The sequence below is a fragment of the Streptosporangium sp. NPDC049376 genome (genome assembly GCF_044466505.1).
Lineage (GTDB): Bacteria > Actinomycetota > Actinomycetes > Streptosporangiales > Streptosporangiaceae > Streptosporangium.
This window is the reverse complement of record NZ_JBITMT010000001.1, coordinates 454,705-474,992: the sequence shown is the minus strand read 5'-3', so window position 1 is coordinate 474,992 and position 20,288 is coordinate 454,705. Positions and strand designations below refer to the sequence as shown.

Sequence of the window (20,288 nt, the reverse complement as noted above, 5' to 3'; positions counted from 1 at the left end):
AGCTCAAAGCTCCAGCAGGGCCGGGGCCAGCTCGCGCCACTGCCGGACGGGCAGGCCCTCCCCCGCCGACAGGACCTGGACGCAGACGTGGTCCGCGCCCGCGTCGAGATGCTCACGCACCCGTCCGGCGATGTCCCCGGCGTCCCCCCACGCCACCAGGGCCTCGACCAGCCGGTCACTGCCGCCCCCGGCCAGGTCGTCCTCCCCGAAGCCGAGCCGTTCGAGGTTCTCGACCTGGTGGCGCGCCTGGCCGTACCCGGCGACGAAGCCGCGGGCGATCTCGCGGGCGCACTCGGGCCGGTCGAGGACGACCGTCTGCTCGACCGCGAGCAGCGCTCCCGGCCCCATGACCTGCCTGGCTCTGGCGGTGTGCTCGACCGGCACGAAGTAGGTGTGGGCACCTCGGGTGCGTTCGGCGGCGAGTTTGAGCATCCCGGGGCCGAGGGCGGCCAGGGCGCGGGGCGAGGGCTCGGCCGGCGCCGGGCTCTGCAGGGGCACCTGGTCCATCGCGTCCAGGTAGGCCCGCATGGTGGGCACAGGACGGCCGTGGTGCGGCAGGAGACCGGCGGGCTGGTCAACGGTGCGGTGCCCGCCGAGGCCCAGCAGGAAGCGGTCCGGGAAGGCCTCGGCGAGGGTGCGCTCCGCCGCGGCCATGGCGATCGGGTCCCGGAGGAAGACGTTGGCGATGCCGGTGGCGACGGCCAGCCGCCCGGTCGCCCCGAGCAGCAGCGCCGCCTGGGTGAGCGCCTCCCTGCCGAAGGCCTCACCGAACCAGATCGCGCCGTAGCCCAGCTCGTCCAGCTCGGCCGCGGCCTCCCGCACCTCGGTCGCGGGCCTGCCGTCGAAGGCGAAGGTCCACACGCCGATACGCCCGAGATCCACACTCATGGGTCGCGCTCCCCCGAAGGATTTTTACCGGATGCACTCTCCGGTTCACCCAACCATACGGAGGCACCCTCCATTTATCAACTCGAACGGCTGCCGCGGATGCCGGTGAGCCTGCGCAGGATGTCCCACCAGAAGGAGGCTCCGAACAGCAGGGCGAACACCGTGATCAGATAACCGGGCCAGTGGCCGATCGTGGTCAGACGGCTCCACCAGGCGCCGGCGTCGAAGGTGAAGGAGGGACCGGAGTCGCCCGCGGGGATCGTCACGCTCATCACCGCGTGGTCGAAGATCTTGACCAGCGCCGGAGAGCTGAAGACCTCGGTCACACAGGAGTACGGCTCGACGGACCCCGCGACGGCGCACCTGTCCCTCAGGGAGTCCTTCAGCTCGGCCGTGCTCTCCCCGCCGCCCGCGATGGCCGCGACCGCGGCCCGGTAGGCGTTGTCCCGCAGCAGGGTCTTGCCGTACTCCAGCGAGTCCATGCTGAACAGCAGGGTCAGCGCCACGGCCAGGGTGAAGACCACCCACTTGACGTAACGACGGTAGAGCCGCGACAGCCGCTGCATCTCCCCGTCGAACCAGTCCTCCACACCCTTGCGGAACCTGCCCATGTCGCGCTGGGCACCCTCCCAGACACCCCTCAGATGTCCGGCGAGCGGGCTGCGTACGGCCTCCAGCTTGGCGATCAGCCCCTCGACGCCCTCCTTCTCCGCGGCGACCAGTTCGAGCAGCGCCCAGGCGAACCGCTCGGGCGGGATGTCGGCGATGCTGGTCCTGGCGCCCTCGGGACGGTCGATCTCCTGCAGGCGTTCGTAGAGCCGCTTGGTCATGTCGACCGCGGGCGCGGGCGCCTCCGTGGCGAGCACCACCTCGGGATCGACCGGCACGGGCTCCACCACCGGCGGCGCGGGCTCGGGATCGTGCACGGGCCTCGGATCGTGCCTGGAGAAGGGGAGCCGCGCGAAGACGTCGAGGACCTTCGACGGAATCCACGAGACGCCCTTGCCCCGCCCGCCGTCGAGCGTGTCACGAAGATAGGCCCACAGGAACTTGCTGCGGATGCCGAGCAGTCTCACGATGGCCTCGTTGACACCGCTCACCAGGAGCGACAGCAGCAGGAAGGCCAGCACCAGGCCGATGGCCAGGTCAACGTATACCGATATCACAGTAGATCACCCGCACCGTTGATACACGTCCGTCCCTGGAGGCGCAACAACATCACCGGAAACCGGTAAAACGCTCACTCGCCGTAGAACACGCGTTCCATGACCAGACGGGCGCGGCGGGTGACCCGGCGGTAGTCCTCGACGAGGTCCCCGCTGTCGTCGGGCGGATAGCCGAGAGTACGGGAGATGAGGGCGCGTTCACGGACGTCGACCGGGATGGAGTCCGCGGCCCTGCCCCTGACCAGCATGATCGCGTCCCGGACGCGGGAGGCGAGCCGCCATGCCCCGGCGAGCGCGGCCTCGTCCGCCTCGGAGAGCAGCCCTTCGGCGAGCGCGGCGCGCAGCGTCTCCAGGGTCCGGGTGGTCCGCAGCGACGGCAGCGGCCCCGCGTGGCGCAGCTGCAGCAGCTGCGCGACCCACTCGACGTCCGACAGGCCTCCCCTGCCCAGTTTGGTGTGCAGGGCGGGATCGGCTCCCCGGGGCAGCCGTTCCGCCTCCATCCTGGCCTTCAGTTTGCGGATCTGCAGCACCGCCGCGTCGGGGATGCCCCCTGCCGGATAGCGCACCGGGTCGGCCAGGGCGAGGAACTCCGCGCCGAGCGCGGCGTCCCCGGCGGAGAGGCGGGCGCGCAGCAGCGCCTGGGACTCCCAGGGGGACGACCAGCGCCCGTAGTAGGCGGCGTAGGAGGCCAGTGTGCGCACCAGCGGCCCCTGACGGCCCTCGGGACGCAGGTCGGGGTCGATGAGCAGCGGCGGGTCGGGGGCGGGCAGCGCCAGCAGGCGGCGCAGCTCGTTGGCGACCGCGAAGGCCGCCTCCGTCGCCTCCCGCTCCGCCGCCCCCTCCAGGGGCGAGTGCACGAACATCACGTCGGCGTCGCTGCCGTAGGAACATTCGAGGCCGCCGAGACGGCCCATCGCGATCACCGCGAACCTGGTGGGGAGCGGGGTTCGCCGCTCCATCTCGACCTTGCCGATCGCGGCGTCGAGCGCGGCCTGGACGGTCACGTCGTTCAGCGCCGACAACGCCTGCCCCACCCGCTCCACGTCGAGGAGCCCCGACAGGTCGGCGGCGGCCGTACGGACGAGTTCCCTGCGCCGCAGCCCGCGGGCGGCGGCGACCGCGCTCTCCGCCTCACCCGGGTAGCGCCCGACGGTGGCCCGCGCCTCGGCCAGCAGCGCCTCCGGGGACCGGGGGGCCAGGTCGGCGTCCGAGCCGAACATCGCGACCGCCTCCGGGGCGTGCAGCAGCAGGCCCGTCACGTAGCGGCTGGTGCCCAGCAGCCTGGCCAGGCGTGAGGCGACGGCGGTCTCGTCGCGCAGCAGCCGCAGGTACCACGGGGTCGCGCCGAGCCTGTCGGAGACCTGGCGGAAGCCGAGCAGGCCCGCGTCCGGGTCGGGAGCGTCGGCGAACCAGCCGAGCATGACCGGCAGCAGGGTCCGCTGGATCGCGGCCCGCCGGGAGACCCCGCTGGTCAGCGCGCTGATGTGGCGCAGCGCCCCGGCCGGGTCCGCGTAGCCGAGCGCCTCAAGACGGGCCTGCGCCGCGGAGGCCGAGAGCCGGTCCTCCGACTCGGGCAGCCGGGCCACGGCCTGCAGCAACGGCCGGTAGAACAGCTTCTCGTGCAGGCGCCTGACCTCCATCGCGTGCCGCCGCCACCGGACGGTGAACTCCCCGACCGGATCGACGGTCATGCCCAGCCCGCGCCCGAGCCGCCGCAGGTCGCCCTCCCCCTCCGGCACCACGTGGGTACGGCGCAGCCGGTAGAGCTGGATCAGGTGCTCGACCCGGCGCAGGAAGGTGTAGGCCTCGGCCAGCGCCCTGGCGTCGTCCCTGCCGACGTAGCCTCCCCTGGACAGCGCGGCCAGCGCGGGGAGCGTGGCGCGGCGGCGCAGCAGCGGGTCGAGGCGGCCGTGGACGAGCTGCAGCAGCTGCACCGCGAACTCGATGTCGCGCAGCCCGCCGGGCCCGAGCTTGATCTGACGATCCGCCTCGTCACCGCGCACGTGGGCCTCGACCCTGCGGCGCATCGCCTGCACGTCCTCGACGAACCGGTCCCTGGTGGCCGCCTGCCAGACCATCTCGTTCGTCATCGAGACGTACTGCTCGCCCAGTTCGAGGTCTCCCGCGACGGGGCGGGCCTTCAGCAGCGCCTGGAACTCCCACGTCTTGGCCCAGCGGCGGTAGTAGGCGCGGTGGCTGGCGAGGGTGCGCACCAGCGGCCCGGACCTGCCCTCCGGACGCAGCGCGGCGTCCACCTCCCACAGCGCCCCCTCGGGGGTGCCCGCCGAGCAGACGTGCATCATGCCCTGGGCCAGGCGGGTGGCCAGCCGGATGGCCTCGGTCTCCTCCGCGCCCTGGCGGGGTTCGGCCACGAAGACGACGTCCACGTCGCTGATGTAGTTGAGCTCCCGCGCCCCGCACTTGCCCATGCCGATGACGGCGAGCCGTACGGTTCCCGGGTCGGCGTGTTCGGCCCGGGCCACGGCCAGCGCCGCCTCAAGCGCGGCTCCCGCCAGGTCGGACAGCTCGGCGGCGACCTCCGCGAGCGAGGCCTGGCCCAGGACGTCACGGGCGGCCAGGCACAGCAGGCGGGCCCGGTAGGCGACCCGCAGCGCGACCAGGGTCTCGGTGCCGGTGGCCGCCGCCCTGGGTTCGGGGTCCGCCGGGTCGGCGCCGACCGCCCGCAGCAGGCAGGCGCGGAGTTCGGGTGCGGCGGGACGCCTCAGGTCCCGCGCGCCGTCCAGCAGGTGCCGGTGTTCCGGGTGCCTGACCACGTGGTCGCCGAGCGCGGCGCTGACCCCGAAGACGCCCAGCAGGCGCGCCCGCAGGACGGGGTCGGCGGTGAGCGCCTCGACGGCCTCCTCGTCCCGTTCGGCCAGCCGGTTGAGCGAGGTCAGCGCCAGGTCGGGGTCGGCGGTCGCCACGAGGGAGTCGAGCAGCGGGTCGAGCAGGCCCGCCTCGCGCGCCGCCCGCGTGCCCAGTTCGCCGAACAGCCGGTCCGCCCTGGCCGCGTCGGCGAAACCGAGCCTGGCCATCCGTCCCGCGGTCGTCTCCATCCGGGGCACGGCGCTCACCCTCCCTCGTCCACGGTCACCGGGCACGGGTGTGGCCTTCCCCGATCACCGCCCCGTCATCCCCGCCCGGTACGGCCGCGCCGATCAGCCGGCGGCGTCCGTGCCTTCCCCGGCGGACTCCACGACGGCCGCGAAACGCCGGGCGAAGGTCCGCCAGGTTCGGGTCAGGTCCTCCTCGGCCGCCTTGACCCCCGCGTTGAGCTCCTCGACCGAGTGGCCGAGCCCGGTCAGGTGGTCGGCGGAGTGGCCGGTCCAGTCGGTGAAGACCTCGACGTCCGCCTCCGGGTGGAACTGCACCCCCCAGGCCCTCTCGCCCAGGCGGTAGGCCTGGTTGGGGTAGGGGTCGCCGACGGCGAGCGGCACGGCTCCCTCGGGCAGCCGGGTCACCGCGTCACCGTGGTACTGCACGGCGGGCACCGGGCCGAACCCGGTGAACAGGGGATCGTCGACGGCGGCGGGGAGGGGGACGACCTCGGTGACGCCGACCTCAAGGCCGTGCTCACCGCGTTCGACGGAGCCGCCGCAGGCGAGCGCCATCAGCTGGGCGCCCAGGCAGACTCCCAGGGTCGGCACGCCGTTCTCGACGGAGGACCTGATCAGGGCGCGGGTCTCGGGCAGCCAGGGGAAGCGCTCGTCCTCCCAGGCCGCCGCCGTCCCGCCGAGCACGATCAGGCCGTCCCGCGCCCGCCGCGGGATCGGCTCTCCAAGGTGGGGGCGGACGACCTCGCACTCGGCGCCGCTGTCGGCCAGCCATCCGGCGAAGGCGCCCAGGCCCGCTCCGGCTTCGTTCTCGACGACGGTGATTCTCATGCCGCAATTATCGGCGAAAGCCGTACCAGACCCCATATCGGTCTTCAATGGGATACGGGGGGTGCGGCCCCCGGTCCCGTACGACCTCAGGCGGAGGTGATCCAGACGGCCTTGGCGGCGGCGACCAGGGTGCCGTCGACCTCGTAGACGGCGCTCTCGCCGAAGAGCTTGCGGCCTTCGCGGCCCGTGGCGCGGGCGACGACGGAGTAGGTGCCGCCGGGGTAGACGCGCCGCTCGACCTTGGCGGTCAGCCTGCCGAGCAGGGCCGACTCACCGGGTCCGAAGTGGGCCCAGCCGGTAGCGCAGTCGAGGGCAGCCCAGACGAGCGCGTCGGGGACGACGCCGTCCTCGTCGGTGACGGTCATCGGCACCCGCCAGCCCGCGGCGACCAGCTCGCCGCCGGACACGGCGCCGGGGAAGATCCGCAGGCCGTCCCCCGGGTCGCGCAGGCCGCAGACGAAGCAGCCGGGGAAGGGGTGGCCGGTGATCCCGGCGAAACCGCTCTCAGCGCGGGCGGCCTCGTTGAAGGGCACGAAGTCGGGGGCGTTGAGCCGCTCGGCGACCGGGATGGCCTCGACGAGCAGGGTCTCCCCGTCGGTGAGGGTCGCGCTGTTGGCCAGGTGCCGCAGGGAGAGCTCGGTCTCCAGCGGTGTGGGGGCATGCAGTGTGACCTCGACGGCCGAGTCGTGCCGGGCGCCGTGCGACGCCTGGGAGACCGTACCCGCGATCCATCCGCCGTTCGCTGAGCCCTCGGGCCCACGGAAACGCGCCGGGACGGTCACCACGGTCTGCAGCTCGGCAGCCGTTGTCATACGGCACCTCCTAATCGCCCTTTACGGCGATTTGTCCTCGAAAATCCCTATAAATGGACCGACTGATTTTACCGGAGCCGCCACGGGACCGGCGAACCAGGTGACGGTGACGAGCGGATCAACGGCGCCTTGCCACCCGCCGTCCTGAGGGGAACCGCGGGGGGCGCGTCCTTGCCGACGAGTCTTTCGGGGACGGCCCGCCGGTCGTCGCCGCGAAACCTCGCCCGGCCCGCGCCCCGCGGACCGGCCGGTCGCGGGCACGCCGAAGCAGCCCGCATGATCGGGGGTCACAGGGTACGGGCGCCGGAACCGCCCGCGCGCTTGAACCCTACCGCGCCCGGGACGCCCCCGCGTGAGGCAGGTGGGGTACGGCCCCCTGCCGCGCCCCGGAGACCGTCACAGCACCGGAAGGTAGCGGCCGAGTTCGAACTCGGTGACCTGGCGGCGGTACTCGCTCCACTCGGCGCGCTTGTTGCGCAGGAAGTAGTCGAAGACGTGCTCGCCCAGGGTCTCGGCGACCAGTTCGCTGCGCTCCATCACGGCGATGGCCTCGTCGAGCGACTGCGGCAGCGGCTGGATGCCCAGCGCCCGGCGCTCGGCCGAGGTCAGCGCCCAGACGTCGTCCTCGGCGCCGGGAGGCATCTCATATCCCTGCTCGATGCCCTTCAGGCCCGCCGCGAGGATCACCGCGAAGGCGAGGTAGGGGTTGCAGGCCGAGTCGAGCGAGCGGAACTCGATGCGGGTCGAGCCGCTCTTGTGGGGCTTGTACATCGGCACCCTGACCAGGGCGGAGCGGTTGTTGTGCCCCCAGGAGATGTAGCTCGGCGCCTCGCCGCCCGCCCCGGCGATGGCCTCGGCGCCGCCCCACAGCCGCTTGTAGGAGTTGACCCACTGGTTGCAGACGGCGGTGATCTCGGCGGCGTGTGCGAGCAGCCCGCCGATGAAGGACCGGCCGACCTTGGAGAGCTGGTAGTCGGCCCCCGGCTCGTAGAAGGCGTTGCGGTCTCCCTCGAACAGCGACATGTGGGTGTGCATACCGGAGCCGGGGTGCTCGGTGAACGGCTTGGGCATGAAGCTCGCCCAGATGCCCTGCTCCAGCGCGACCTCCTTCATGACCAGCCGGAAGGTCATGATGTTGTCGGCCGTGGTGAGCGCGTCGGCGTAGCGCAGGTCGATCTCCTGCTGACCGGGGGCGCCCTCGTGGTGACTGTACTCGACCGAGATGCCCATCGACTCCAGCATCATGATCGCGCTGCGCCGGAAGTCGTGTCCCGAGCTGTGCGGGGTGTGGTCGAAGTAGCCGCCGTCGTCGATCGGCTCTGGCCGCCTGCCCGCCTCCGGCCTGTCCTTCAGCAGGAAGAACTCGACCTCGGGATGGGTGTAGAAGCTGAAGCCCATGTCGGAGGCCTTCGCCAGGGTCCGCTTGAGCACCCAGCGTGGGTCGGCGTGCGACGGCGAGCCGTCCGGCATGAGGATGTCGCAGAACATCCTGGCCACACCGGGTGTCTCGCTGCGCCAGGGCAGGATCTGGAAGGTCGAGGGGTCGGGCTTGGCGAGCATGTCCGACTCGTAGACGCGGGCGAAGCCCTCGATCGCCGAGCCGTCGAAGCCGATGCCCTCCGCGAAGGCCCCCTCAAGCTCGGCGGGGGCGATGGCGACCGACTTCAGGAACCCGAGCACGTCGGTGAACCACAACCGGATGAACCGGATGTCGCGCTCCTCAAGGGTACGGAGAACGAACTCCTGCTGGCGGTCCAAAGCCTCTCTCCTCCACTGCCGAGGCCGACACGGTGCACGTCTGCGGGCACACGCCTGGCCTTCTACCAGTCTGCCCGCTCAGTGTTTCGGACACGTTACGGAGAAGGCGGCGAGACGCCGTTTCGCCCCTTTCCTGCCCTTCCTGTGTCACCCGTTGTGTCCCTTCGTGTCCCCGCCCCCGCCGTACGGCCCCGCGGAGGCGGCGAGAGGTCGCCGCGAGAGCGGGACACGCCCGGCGCGAGAGGTACTGGAACCTGCGGTGACCAGGCGAAACAATGCGGGCCACCGGCCCGCGCGCACCGGCGGGCCGGGATCGGGGGCACCGTACGGCCGATCATCCGAACGGCCGTCCCGATGGCCCGCGGCGGCCGCGCCACGGCGAGGTGGGACACCCCGGGCCGTGACGGTCTCCCGGCTCCGCCCTCCGGCGGCCCTGCCCTCGCACACCACGTCCCGCCGACGTCCTTCTGGGGGAGAACGATGCGTACCCGGCTCAACGCGCCACGGGGGGCGGTCCCGCCCGGAGTCCCGCTCAGAGAACGGCTGGCGGCGCTGTCCGCGCCCTGCCCCATGCACCCGTCCGCGCACCGGATCGAGGCGGCGGTCATCGACTGGGCGCGCAGGACCGGCCTGGACGCCGACCCCGCGGAGGAGGTCCACCGGCTGGCCGGGCGGGCGTTCGCCCGGCACGACACCGGCACGGCCACGCTGTTCGCCCGCTGGCTGACCCTGCTGACCCGGCTGCGCCGCCAACCCGCGGCTCTTCCCGGGGTGCTCGCGGTCGCCGGGGGCGGCGAGCCGGGGCACGCTCCGGTCGAACGGGCCTTCGCCGACCTGTGGGGGGCCTGCGCTCCCGGGATGAGCCGGAGGTGGCGCGAGCGGTTCGTCTCGGGGCTCGCCGTACCGGCCGGGGCGGGGTTCGGGCGGCAGCTGCTGGACCTGGCCGAACCGTGTCTCGGGGTCGAGGTGCCCGCCACGCTCCAGGAGAGCCGCCGATGGCGCGCGGCGACCGAGGCGGGCGGTGACGTGGTGACCTGGTGTGACGCCCTGCTGACTGGCCGCCTGCCGGTCGTGGCCGCCCCGTCCTCCCCGCCCGTTCCTCCGGTTCCCGCCGCACGGGCTGAGGCCTTCCCGCAGGGCGCCCAGGCCCGGGCGGTCGACCGCGTGGTCGAGCGCATGGAGGAGTTGTGGGCCGCCGCCCGCGTCCTGCCCCCGCTCGTCGGACGCCACGGCCTCGGCCTGGACGCCTCCCGTGAGGTGATCCAGGTGGCCTGTGCCTTCTTGACGATTCCAAGGGCTTACCTGGAGGGACTTCTGGAATCCCGTCGCTATCGTCACCTAGAGTAACCGCCTGTGTCCCACAAGTAACGTGGAGGTGTAGGATGAGCACAGAGCTTCTCAAGAGCAGGTTGGATCATGCCTTCGGGCAACTGGACGCCGATGGCAACGGGCGGGTCGAGCGTGACGACCTACTCGGCCTGGGTGCCCTGATCCTGGTCGGTTTCGGCGAGTCGCCGACCTCGGCCGCAGGCAGCAAACTGGTCGACGGGTTCGAGTCGGTCTGGCGAGCCCTCTCCGGTGAGGTCGGCGACGGCGCCATCTCCCCGGAGGAGTTCAGAACCGGCATGTCCTCGGTCCTCTCCGAGGACGCGCGGTTCGACGCGGTGCTCCGCCCCGCCGCGGAGGCGGTCGCGGAGATGTGCGACACCGACGGCGACGGTGTCGTCGAGGCAGCCGAGCTCCGGCTTCTGCTGAGCGCGTTCGGCGCCCCGTGCGGTGAGGCGGAAACCGCCTTCGAGCGGCTGGAGCACGAGCGCGGGGTCTCGGTCGGCGAGCTGGTCGAGGCGACCAGGGCCTACTACACGCTCCCCTCCCGGCCCGGCGGTTCACTGTAGTGTCCGTCATCGACACGGCGACCAGGACCGGTGGACGGGCCTCCTCGGTCGCCGCGGCTCTGCTGCTGCCCCTCGTCGACCGGGTTCCGGTCATGGCCGCCCCGTGCCGCATGCACGCCTCGATCGACCGGATCACGGCCTCACTGGCGGACTGGACCCGCGAGATCGGGCTTGAGACTCCCGTGCTCGCGCGCTTCGACCGGATGGCGGGCCGCGCCTTCGCCGGGTTCGGCACCGATTCGACACTCCTGTTCGCCAAATGGCTGACCTGGCTGTTCCACTTCGACGACGAGTGGGACGAGAAACCCGCCGGGCGGGCGGCCGGGATCGTGGAGGCCACCTTCTCCCGTCTGGTCCGCCACACCGCGGAGGCCGTTCACGGTGAGACGCAGGCGGCCAGAACGGCCATGACGGCGTCGCTCACCGCCGCACGGCCGAGGCCTTCGGCACCGGTCATGACGCGGATCCCGTCCCCGCTCCCGGTCAGGACGCCGAGGCCGGAGGGGGTCTCCCCGGTCGAGGCGGCCTTCCGCGACCTGTGGGGAGCGACCGCCCCCAGGATGAGCCGCCGCTGGCGGGAACGTTTCGCCCACGGGCTGGCGGCCCAGGGAGTGGCGTGCCGTACCGAGGCGGAGAACCGGTGCGCGGGGCGGGTGCCCTCGATCACGGAGTACCCCGTGCTGCGCAGGGGAACGGTCGGCCCCTACCTGTTCGACCTGGTCGAACCGTGCCTGGGGGTCGAGGTCCCGGCCGAGCTGCGGGAGTGCCGGACCTGGCGGACGCTGGTCGACGCCTGCAACGACGTCACCGCCTGGTGCAACGACGTCGCCTCGCACCACAAGGAGCGGGCCAACGGTGACGTGCACAACTACGTGATGGTCGCCGCGCACGCCTTCGGCCTGTCCGACGCCGAGGCCGTGGCCTGGGTGAACGACCGGATCGCCGAGCGCTCCGAGGACCTGCGGGCCGCCGCGCGCCGGCTGCCCGGACTGTTCGACGAGTTCGGGCTCACACCCGTCGAGGCGAGGAACGCCAGCAAGGTCGCCTGCGCCTTCCTCATCGCGCCCAGGGCCCAGCTCGAATGGCTCCTTGAGTCAGAGAGATACGACGTCACGGCGTGAGGTTCGCGCCGCCCTCGCCCGCGTCCGCACCCGCGTGGCGAAAGGCGGCCTTCCCCTCACCCGGCGCGCCGGGGCGTGAAGGTGAGGTTCTCACGTTGATCATTGGTTGATTCTTTTGTGGTTCGTGCCGGTTAAGGTCCTTTTGAGCACGACATGGAAGGGCCGAGGCGATGCGCGGGCTGAGCCGGGTTTTCCCGACGGTGACGCCCGTCAGGGCGCGGATCTCGGCGGTACTGATCGCCGCCGTCTCCGTGGCCATGGAATGGGGCAACATCTGGGTGACGGCGCAACTGCCGCAGCCCTCCTACACGCCACTGCCGTTCGCGCCCGAGGACGTCACAGGCAGTGCCTTCCCGATCTTCGGGGCGCTGCTGGTGTTCCAGCGGCCCCGGCTGATGATCGGCTGGCTGCTGTGCCTGGGCGGGCTGTGCTCGGCGCTGAACAGCCTGACGACGAACCTCGCGCTGCTGAACGCTGTCGGGCACCTCGGCCTTCCCGAGCAGATCTGGACGGTCGCCGGTGTGAGCGGGAAGCTCACGATCCTGCAGCTGGGTGTGCTGCTGCCGCTGCTGTACCCGGACGGGCGTCTGCCCTCCCGCCGCTGGCGGCCGCTGATCTGGTTCACCGTCGTCGTGCTGACCGTCGACACGCTGCGCGCCGAGTTCCTGATCCCTCAGACACGGGACCGTTCCACCTTCCCCTGGCAGGCCCATCTGCTGATGGAGTACCTCGGCAACGTGGCGATGGTCCTGGCCTTCGTCTCGCTGGCCGTACGGTTCCGGCGGGCGGGGCTGGAGGAGCGCAGGCAGATCCTGTGGCCGCTGCTGGCGATGGCCACCGTGATCATCCCCTGGGTGGTCGGCAACCCCCTGTGGTGGCTGACCTCGTTCACGGTCCTGCTCATCCCCGCCGCGATCACCTTCTCCGTGCTGCGCCACCGGCTCTACGGCATCGACACACTGGTCACCCGGACGCTGGTCGGCGCGGGACTGGTCGGTGTGATCGGCGGCGTCTACATGGCGGCGGGCGCGGCCTCCAGCCTGTTCCTGTCCGACGTCTACCCGGTCGGCGGACTGCTCGCCGCGCTCTGCGCCGGGGCGTTCTTCCATCCGCTGCGCCGTCTGCTGCAACGCGGCGCGGACAACCTGCTCTACGGCAGCAGGGGCGACCCGGTGGCGCTGGCCGAGGGGCTACGGCGGCGCCTGCAGCGTGTCGATCCCGCCGGCGGGCTGGTCGCCGCGCTGGAGGTGCTCCGGGAGGGCCTGGCGGTGACCGGGGTCGCGGTGCGCTTCCCGGGCGGCGGGCCCGCGGAGGTGACGGTCGGCGAACTGCGGGAGGTGGTGCGCGACGTCGAGCTGGTCTGGCACGGCGGGCACGTCGGCGACCTGCTGATCGGACCGCCCGGGGCCAGGCGGCTGCCCGCCGCGCACAACGGACGGGTGATCGCCGCGCTCACGCCGTACGTGGCCGACGCCGCCCACGCGGTCAGGCTGGTCGGCGCGCTGCGGCGCTCCCGCGAGCGGATCGTCGCCACCCGGGAGGAGGAGCGCCGCCGCCTGCGGCGGGACCTGCACGACGGGCTCGGCCAGTCGCTCAGCGGGATGGCCATGTCCATCACCATGGCCAGGCATTCACTGCGCACCTTCCCCGAGACCGCCGAACGCGTGCTCAGCGACCTTCGCTCCGGCATGGACGCGGTGACCAGCGACATCAGGCACCTGGTCTACGGCCTGCGCCCGCCCGCCCTGGACGACCTCGGGCTCGCCGGGGCCGTCAGGCAGATGGCGGGCCCCGGAGTCGAGGTGAGCGGGGAACCGGCCGGGCTGCCCGCCGCGGTCGAGGTCGCCGCCTACCGGATCGTCCAGGAGGCGCTCACCAACGTCACCAGGCACGCCGGGGCCCAGGTGGTGCGGGTCGTCCTCGAACGGGTCGCACCGGACCGGGACGGGCAAGAGCACCTGAACGTCAGGGTGAGCGACGACGGCATCGGCCTGCCCGCGAGCAGGCGCTCCGGGGTCGGGCTCTCGTCGATGCGGGAGAGGGCCGCCGAACTCGGCGGCACCTGCGTGATCACCTCACCGCCGGAGGGCGGGACGGTGGTCGAGGCGGTGCTCCCGTTGAGCGCGAACGCGGAGACCTGATCTTTGGTGATTTCTCACAGGATGCGAACGATGGTGGGTATTACCGTATGACGTTAGCCCTGCTAGCCCTACGCTTACCCTGCGATGCTGATATTTCGTGCTCTCGGACCGTTCCAGGCTCGCCACGGCGACACGGTGATCGATCTAGGCGGCCAACGCCAGATGGCCGTGCTGGCCCGCCTCCTCGTCGCGGGCGGTCGCGCCGTGCCCGTAAGCATGCTCATCGACGAGCTCTGGCCGGGCGAACCCCCCACGCAGGCCCTGTCAACCGTACAGGGATACGTCTCGCGGCTGCGGCGCGCCCTCGAACCGGGCCGCGCCCCCAGGGAGGAGGCGGAGGTGCTGGTCTCGGCGCCGCCGGGGTACGCGCTGCGCGCCGACGCCCAGCAGGTGGACGCCTGGATGTTCGAGGACGCCGTCAAGACCGAGGGCGACCCCGCGACGGTGTGGAAACGGCTGGGAGAGGCTCTGTCGCTGTGGCGGGGACCGGCGCTGGCCGAGTTCTCCGACCTGCCCTGGGCGATGACCGAGGCGGGCCGCCTTGAGGAACTGCGGCTGATCGCGTTCGAACGCCGCGCGGACGCGGGGCTGGCGCTCGGCCGCTCCGGCGCGCTGGTCGCCGACCTGGAGGCGCACGTCTCGGCGCACCCGCTGCGGGAGGAGGCCTGGCGGCTGCTGGCGCTCGCGCTCTACCGGGGCGGCAGGCAGGGCGACGCCCTGGGAGCGCTCCGGCGCGCCAGGACGACGCTCCGCGAGGAGCTCGGCCTCGATCTCGGCGCGACCTTGCAACGGCTCGAATCGGACATGCTCTCGCAGGCCGCCCACCTGGACCCGCACGGGGACGCGCCGTCCGTCAGGGAGACCGTCACCGTACGGCCCGCCGCCCCCACGCTGCGCGTGGTCGTGGCCGACGACCAGGCCCTGGTCCGCACGGGTCTGCGCGTCGTGCTCGACAGCGAGCCCGGTTTCCACCTCGTCGGTGAGGCGGAGAACGGCGAACAGGCCATCACGGTCGTCCGTGAGACCCACCCGGACCTGGTGCTGATGGACATCCAGATGCCCCGTCTCGACGGCCTGACCGCCGCGCGGCGCATCCTGTCCGACGAGGCCCCGCCGAAGGTGATCATGATGACCACGTTCGGCACGGACGACAACCTCTACGCGGCGCTGCGGGCCGGGGTGAGCGGGTTCGTGCTCAAGACCTCCGCGCCGGAGCAGCTCATCAGCGCGATGCGTGCCGCGCAGGCCGGTGACGCGCTGATCGACCCCGCCGTCACGACCCGCCTGATCGCGGGCTTCGCCGGGCGGGCCAACCCCTCGGCTCCCCCCGGCCTCGCCGGTCTCGGCGACGCCGACCTCGACCTGATGAAACTGATCGCCAGGGGGCTCACCAACCGGCAGATCGCGGCGACCCTGGCCGTCCAGGAACGGTCGGTCGCCCAGTCGGTGGCCAGGCTCCTCGACCACCTGGGACTGTTCGACCGCGCCCAGCTCGTCGTCGCCGCATACGAGTCGGGCCTGGTCAACCCGGGTGACGTGGGCAGGTGACGATGCCGGTCGAGACACCTCCCGGCCGCCCCCCCGACGTCCCCGGAGCGGCCCCCGCCGTGGACGTGCCCGGGCGGGCGGCGCGGGGGCGGCGGGCGATCTCCCGGCCGCGCCTGGTGGTCATCGCACTCTCGGCCGCCGCCTCCGCACTGACGGTGGCCGCGCTGGTGGTCACCTGGGACCTGCCGTCCGAGTGGGGCGTCGGGCTGCTCGTCTCCCCCGACCTGTCGTGTGCCCTGACCTTCCCGCTGGTCGGCGCCTTCCTGCTGGCCCACCGGTCCCGCCCGCCCGCGGCGTGGCTGATGTGCGTAGGCGGGATCGCCTGCGCCGTCAACGTCCTGGGCACCGCCCTGATGCTGCGCTCGGGGGCCCAGGGCGACCTGATGGCGGCCGGGACATACCGCTACGCCGCCGGGATCGGCTGGGCCGTCGGCGGGCTGACGCTGGCGGTCCTGCTGCCGCTCTACTCCCCCGACGGCAGGCTGCCCTCCCGTCGCTGGCGTCCTGTCGTGGTCCTGACGGGCGTGGTGATGGCCGTCGAGGCGTTCCGCCTGGTCGTACGGCCCACACCGCCCCTGGACGGCTACCCGCTGCCCGCCCGGCTGCCCAACCCGCTGGCGATCGAGGCGCTGAGGCCGTACAACGCGGCGCTGCAGAACGTCATGCTGGGGATGATCATGGGCATGGCGGTGCTGGCGATGCTCTCCCTGGTACTGCGCCTGCGCCGGGCCGACCCGGTGATGCGCCGCCAGATCGCCTGGCCGCTGGGCGCGTTCGCCGTCTACATCGTCTGCATGCTCGCCGGGAAGGACTGGGTCCTGACGGCCACCGTGTGGACCGGGCTGATCCCGATCGCCATCACCTTCTCCGTGCTGCGCCACCGCCTGTACGGCATCGACACCGTGATCAGCCGTGCCTTCGTGGCCGCCGGGCTGATCGCCGCGGTCAGCGTGGTCTACTTCGGGGCCGGGGCCATCGCCGGGTTCGCCCTGTCCGGCTACGACCGGATCGGCGGCCTAGCCGCCGCCCTGCTCGCCGGGGTGTTCTTCCACCCGCTGCGCGGGATGCTCAGGCGCTGGGCCGACCGTCTCATGTACGGCACGCACGGAGATCCGGCGGCCCTGGCCGCCCGGCTGACCAGGGAGGTCGGCCAGGCCGAGCCCGCCAACGCGCTGGCCGCCGTGGCCGCGGCCGTCAAGGACGGCCTGAGCGTCACCGGTGTGGCGGTCGAGGCGCGGGCCCCGGGAAGCAGGAGGGTCGAGATCGGCCTGCTGGGACCCGCCCCCCGCGTGGTACCGCTGGTCTGGCACGGCGAGCCCGTCGGACGGCTGCTGCTGGGCGCGCCCGGCCCCCGCAGGTTCGCCGCGGCCCACAACGACCGGCTGATCGCCGTGGTCACGCCGTACGTGGCGGACGTGGTGCACGCCGTGACGATGACCGCCGACCTGCGGCGCTCCCGCGAGCGCATCCTCACCGCCCGTGAGGAGGAGCGCAGGCGCCTGCGGCGGGACCTGCACGACGGGCTCGGCCACGCGCTGACCGACATGGCGATGTCGATCAACATGGCCAGGATCAGCCTGCGCTCCGCCCCGGCCTCGGCCGACCGGCTTCTGGCCGAGTTGCGCGAGGGCATGGACACGGTCGGTCAGGAGATCAGGGAGCTGGTCTACGGCCTGCGCCCGCCGACCCTCGACGAGCTCGGCCTGGCCGGGGCCGTACGGGCGCTGGCCGCCGACGGCGGGCCCGAGGTGGCCGTGGAGACCGAGGGCGACCTGTCCGACCTGCCCGCGGCCACCGAGGTCGCCGCCTACCGGATCGCGCAGGAGGGGCTCACCAACGTCCGCAAGCACGCGGGCGCCAGCTCCGCCGTGGTCTCGCTGCGCCGGGGCGAGTCGCTGGTCGTCCGCGTCCAGGACGACGGAGGCGGGCTGCCCGAGGGGCGCCGTGCGGGCGTCGGCCTGCTGTCGATGCGTGAGCGCGCCGCGGAGCTGGGCGGGACGTGCGTGATCGGCGCCGCGCCGGGAGGCGGTACGGTCGTCGAGGCCGTGCTGCCGATCTCCGCCGCCTGAGTGTGAACTTTCCGGTGCTCCCGCGTGTCTGACATGGCGTTGCTGAAATTATCCGAGGAGTTTCGCGTGAAGCACCTGGCCCTGGCCGTCGGCGCCGTACTCGCCGCGTCCACCGTCGTGTCCGTCGCCGCCGTCCCCGCCCCCGCCCGGGCCGCCACCACTCCGGGGGCCGTCTTCTTCGGCTACAAGGGCGCGGGGGTCGAGGTGGTCACCCAGCAGGGGGGCCTGAGTAAGCTGGCCGTCGGCGGCTCCTCCTTCGCCGGGCAGTTCGCCGCGGCGCCCGGCGGCGGGAAGGTCGCCTGGATCGACGGCAAGGGGCGCCTGCACGTCAAGAGCGCGGCCGGCGACAAGGTGGTCGCCACGAACGCCGCCTACGTGGGGCCGTGCCTGACCCCCGCCTGGAGCGCGGACGGCAAGCGGATCGCCTACGTGACCAGGGGCGGTTCGGACAAGGCGACCGTCGCGCTGGTCGGCGCCGGCGGCGGCAGGCCGGTGATCGCGGGCAAGACCGCGGGTGTGTGCCACCTGGCCTGGTCGGCCGACGGCAGGACGCTCGCCGGATACGCCGGGAACACCGACGGCGTCTACCTGCTGAACACCGTCTCGCACGTCTCGACCAGGGTCCCCGGGATCCGGCTCGCCAACCACGTCGACGGTCTGTCCCCCAACGGCGACCGGGTCGTGGTGAACACGATCGGCAAGAACGCCCCCGGCGGGGACGGCTCCTGGCCGCTGTCCTACACCCCGTCGCTCTACGACACCAGGACCGGCAGGAAGATCCCCATCCCGGTGCGGGGCACGCTGATCGGCGCCAGGTTCCTGACCGACGGCACCCTCGTGGTCCGGGTCAAGGGCAAGAGCGCCAACACCTGGGTCGTGCTCGACCCCGACACCTACAAGGTGAGCCAGCGCGTGGGCGAGATCCCGCAGGCCAAGAACCTCGGCCTGCTCAGCGTCATCGGCTGACCCACCCGTACGGCCCCCGCCGCGCCGGAGGGCGAGGCCCCAATAGGGTGGGACACGTGGCTCAACTGCGCATCGCCCTTGCCCAGACCAACCCCGAGGTCGGCGACCTGGCGGCCAACGCCGACAGGATCGTCGAGTGGACCAGGCGCGCCACCGAGCGTGGCGCGCATCTGACGGTCTTCACCGAGATGTCCCTGGTCGGATACCCGGTCGAGGACCTGGTGCTGCGGGCGTCCTTCGTCGACGCCTCGCTCGCCGCCGTCGAGGCCCTCGCGACGCGGCTGGCCGAGGAGGGGCTCGGCGAGATGCCGGTCGTGGTCGGCTACGTGGACCGGGCGAACCTCTCCCCGAGGCTCGGCCTGCCGAAGGGGGCCCCGCTGGACGCCGCGGCCCTCATCCACCGGGGCCGGGTCGTGGTCAGGACCGCCAAGCACCACCTGCCCAACTACGGGGTCTTCGACGAGTACCGCTACTTCGTGCGCGGTGACCGGCTGCCGATCTTCCGGCTGCACGGGGTGGACGTGGCCATCGCCGTCTGTGAGGACCTGTGGCAGGAGGGCGGGCCGGTCGCCGTGGTCGCCGAGGCGGGCGCCGGGCTGCTGATCACGCCGAACGCCTCGCCGTACGAGCGGGAGAAGGACGACGTGCGGCTTGAGCTCGTCGCGCGGCGGGCCAGGGAGGCGGGCTGCGCCCTCCTCTACGTCAACCAGGTCGGCGGCCAGGACGAGCTGGTCTTCGACGGTGACTCGCTGGTCGTCTCGGCCTCGGGTGAGCTGGTCGCGCGGGGCGCGAAGTTCGCCGAGGAGCTGCTGGTCGTCGATCTCGACCTGCCCGAGGCGCGGTTCGGCGGCCTGGGGACCTTCGAGACCGAGGCGGGCGACGGGACGGTCATCACGGTCGAGCGGATCGAGCTGTCCGCCCGCTCGCTCGAACCGTACGAGCCTCTGGCGCCCTCGGTCGCCGAGCCCATGGAGGACACCGCGGAGGTCTACTCGGCACTGGTTCTCGCGGTGCGCGACTACGTGCGCAAGAACGGCTTCCAGTCGGTCATCCTCGGCCTGTCCGGGGGGATCGACTCGGCGCTGACCGCGACGATCGCCTCGGACGCGATCGGCCCCGAGCGGGTGCACGCGGTGCTGATGCCCTCCCGCTACTCCTCGGACCACTCCCTGAGCGACGCCAGGGAGCTGGTCGAACGGCAGGGCATCAACTCCAGGGTCGTCCCGATCTCCGGTGTGGTCGACGCCTTCGAGAAGGAGATCGAGCTGTCCGGGCTGGCCGCGGAGAACCTCCAGGCCAGGGTGCGCGGCATGATCCTGATGGGCCTGTCCAACCAGCACGGTCACCTGGTGCTGACGACCGGCAACAAGAGCGAGCTCGCGGTCGGATACTCCACCCTCTACGGCGACTCCGCCGGTGGCTTCGCGCCCATCAAGGACGTGCTCAAGACCCTGGTCTGGGAGCTGTCGCGCTGGCGGAACGCCCAGGCGGGCAGGTCGGGCGAGTTCCTGTACGGCTTCGCGCGCCCGCCCATCCCGGAGAACTCCATCGAGAAGGAGCCGAGCGCGGAGCTGCGCCCCGGCCAGCGTGACACCGACTCCCTGCCCGAGTACGACGTGCTCGACCCCCTCCTGCACGACTACGTCGAGGAGGACATGGGATCGGCCGAGCTGGTCGCCGCCGGTCACGACCCCGCTCTGGTCGCCAGGATCATCCGCCTGGTCGACCTGGCCGAGTACAAGCGCCGCCAGTATCCCCCGGGCCCCAAGATCACGGCCAAGAACTTCGGCCGCGACCGTCGTCTGCCGATCACCAACCGCTGGCGCGAGACTCCCCTCTGACCTGCCTGAACGAATCCGGTGGGGCCGTGCATGAGCTTTGCGGGGTGGGTATCACCGCAGGGAGGGTCACCGGCGGCCGGGGAGAGGGCTGAGATCGGCCGCGGTGGTCCGGCGGGCGGCAAGCGGGCGCCGTCGACTCCCCTCCACCCGTCCGCCCGCGCTCGGCGGCCCGCCGGAATCCAGGAGACAGGGGGAGATC

At 72.4% G+C, this 20,288-nt stretch carries 14 protein-coding genes; 8 read left to right on the top strand and 6 right to left on the bottom strand.

Annotation, left to right across the window (positions count from 1 at the left end):
• Positions 1 to 3: 3 nt before the first annotated feature.
• The 6 genes from ACIBVQ_RS02140 to glnA form a co-directional block, all read right to left on the bottom strand.
• The gene (locus tag ACIBVQ_RS02140) at positions 4 to 888 is read right to left on the bottom strand and encodes a TIGR03620 family F420-dependent LLM class oxidoreductase (protein ID WP_399175065.1); all 885 of its coding nucleotides are present in this window, start codon (positions 886 to 888) and stop codon (positions 4 to 6) included.
• Positions 889 to 965: 77 nt separating this feature from the next.
• Entirely contained in the window at positions 966 to 2,054 is a 1,089-nt protein-coding gene (locus ACIBVQ_RS02135; RefSeq protein ID WP_352008800.1) for a hypothetical protein, read from the bottom strand.
• A 74-nt stretch (positions 2,055 to 2,128) separates the two neighbouring features.
• Positions 2,129 to 5,110, bottom strand: coding sequence for a bifunctional [glutamine synthetase] adenylyltransferase/[glutamine synthetase]-adenylyl-L-tyrosine phosphorylase (locus ACIBVQ_RS02130; protein ID WP_399175815.1), 2,982 nt, complete (start codon positions 5,108 to 5,110; stop codon positions 2,129 to 2,131).
• A gap of 102 nt (positions 5,111 to 5,212) precedes the next feature.
• Positions 5,213 to 5,938, bottom strand: a complete 726-nt coding sequence (locus ACIBVQ_RS02125) for a type 1 glutamine amidotransferase (protein ID WP_399175063.1) — start codon at positions 5,936 to 5,938, stop codon at positions 5,213 to 5,215.
• Between the two features lie 86 nt (positions 5,939 to 6,024).
• Complete coding sequence (locus tag ACIBVQ_RS02120; RefSeq protein WP_352008798.1) at positions 6,025 to 6,750, bottom strand: hotdog fold domain-containing protein; 726 nt, start codon at positions 6,748 to 6,750, stop codon at positions 6,025 to 6,027.
• A 396-nt stretch (positions 6,751 to 7,146) separates the two neighbouring features.
• Entirely contained in the window at positions 7,147 to 8,508 is a 1,362-nt protein-coding gene (glnA, locus tag ACIBVQ_RS02115) for a type I glutamate--ammonia ligase (protein ID WP_352008797.1), read from the bottom strand.
• A 480-nt stretch (positions 8,509 to 8,988) separates the two neighbouring features.
• On the opposite strand from glnA, the gene ACIBVQ_RS02110 reads away from it, so the two are divergent.
• The 8 genes from ACIBVQ_RS02110 to ACIBVQ_RS02075 all read left to right on the top strand — a co-directional run bounded on the left by ACIBVQ_RS02110 (position 8,989) and on the right by ACIBVQ_RS02075 (position 20,089).
• Entirely contained in the window at positions 8,989 to 9,855 is an 867-nt protein-coding gene (locus tag ACIBVQ_RS02110; RefSeq protein ID WP_399175060.1) for a hypothetical protein, read from the top strand.
• Between the two features lie 35 nt (positions 9,856 to 9,890).
• Entirely contained in the window at positions 9,891 to 10,403 is a 513-nt protein-coding gene (locus tag ACIBVQ_RS02105; protein ID WP_352008795.1) for a hypothetical protein, read from the top strand.
• The gene (locus tag ACIBVQ_RS02100) at positions 10,403 to 11,524 is read left to right on the top strand and encodes a terpene synthase family protein (protein ID WP_399175058.1); all 1,122 of its coding nucleotides are present in this window, start codon (positions 10,403 to 10,405) and stop codon (positions 11,522 to 11,524) included. Before ACIBVQ_RS02105 ends, ACIBVQ_RS02100 begins: the two co-directional genes overlap by 1 nt.
• A 170-nt stretch (positions 11,525 to 11,694) precedes the next feature.
• Positions 11,695 to 13,665 carry a sensor histidine kinase gene (locus tag ACIBVQ_RS02095; protein WP_399175056.1) on the top strand — a complete coding sequence of 657 codons (1,971 nt, stop codon included), beginning with the start codon at positions 11,695 to 11,697 and terminating at the stop codon, positions 13,663 to 13,665.
• Between the two features lie 135 nt (positions 13,666 to 13,800).
• Positions 13,801 to 15,213 (top strand): BTAD domain-containing putative transcriptional regulator, encoded by a 1,413-nt coding sequence (locus ACIBVQ_RS02090; protein ID WP_399175054.1) that lies wholly within the window; start codon positions 13,801 to 13,803, stop codon positions 15,211 to 15,213.
• A gap of 2 nt (positions 15,214 to 15,215) precedes the next feature.
• A complete protein-coding gene (locus ACIBVQ_RS02085) occupies positions 15,216 to 17,282 on the top strand; it encodes a histidine kinase (protein WP_399175052.1) in 2,067 nt (688 codons plus the stop codon).
• Between the two features lie 66 nt (positions 17,283 to 17,348).
• On the top strand, positions 17,349 to 18,248 hold the full coding sequence (locus tag ACIBVQ_RS02080) for a hypothetical protein (RefSeq protein WP_352008790.1): 900 nt from the start codon (positions 17,349 to 17,351) through the stop codon (positions 18,246 to 18,248).
• A gap of 56 nt (positions 18,249 to 18,304) precedes the next feature.
• On the top strand, positions 18,305 to 20,089 hold the full coding sequence (locus ACIBVQ_RS02075) for an NAD+ synthase (protein ID WP_352008789.1): 1,785 nt from the start codon (positions 18,305 to 18,307) through the stop codon (positions 20,087 to 20,089).
• Positions 20,090 to 20,288: the final 199 nt, after the last annotated feature.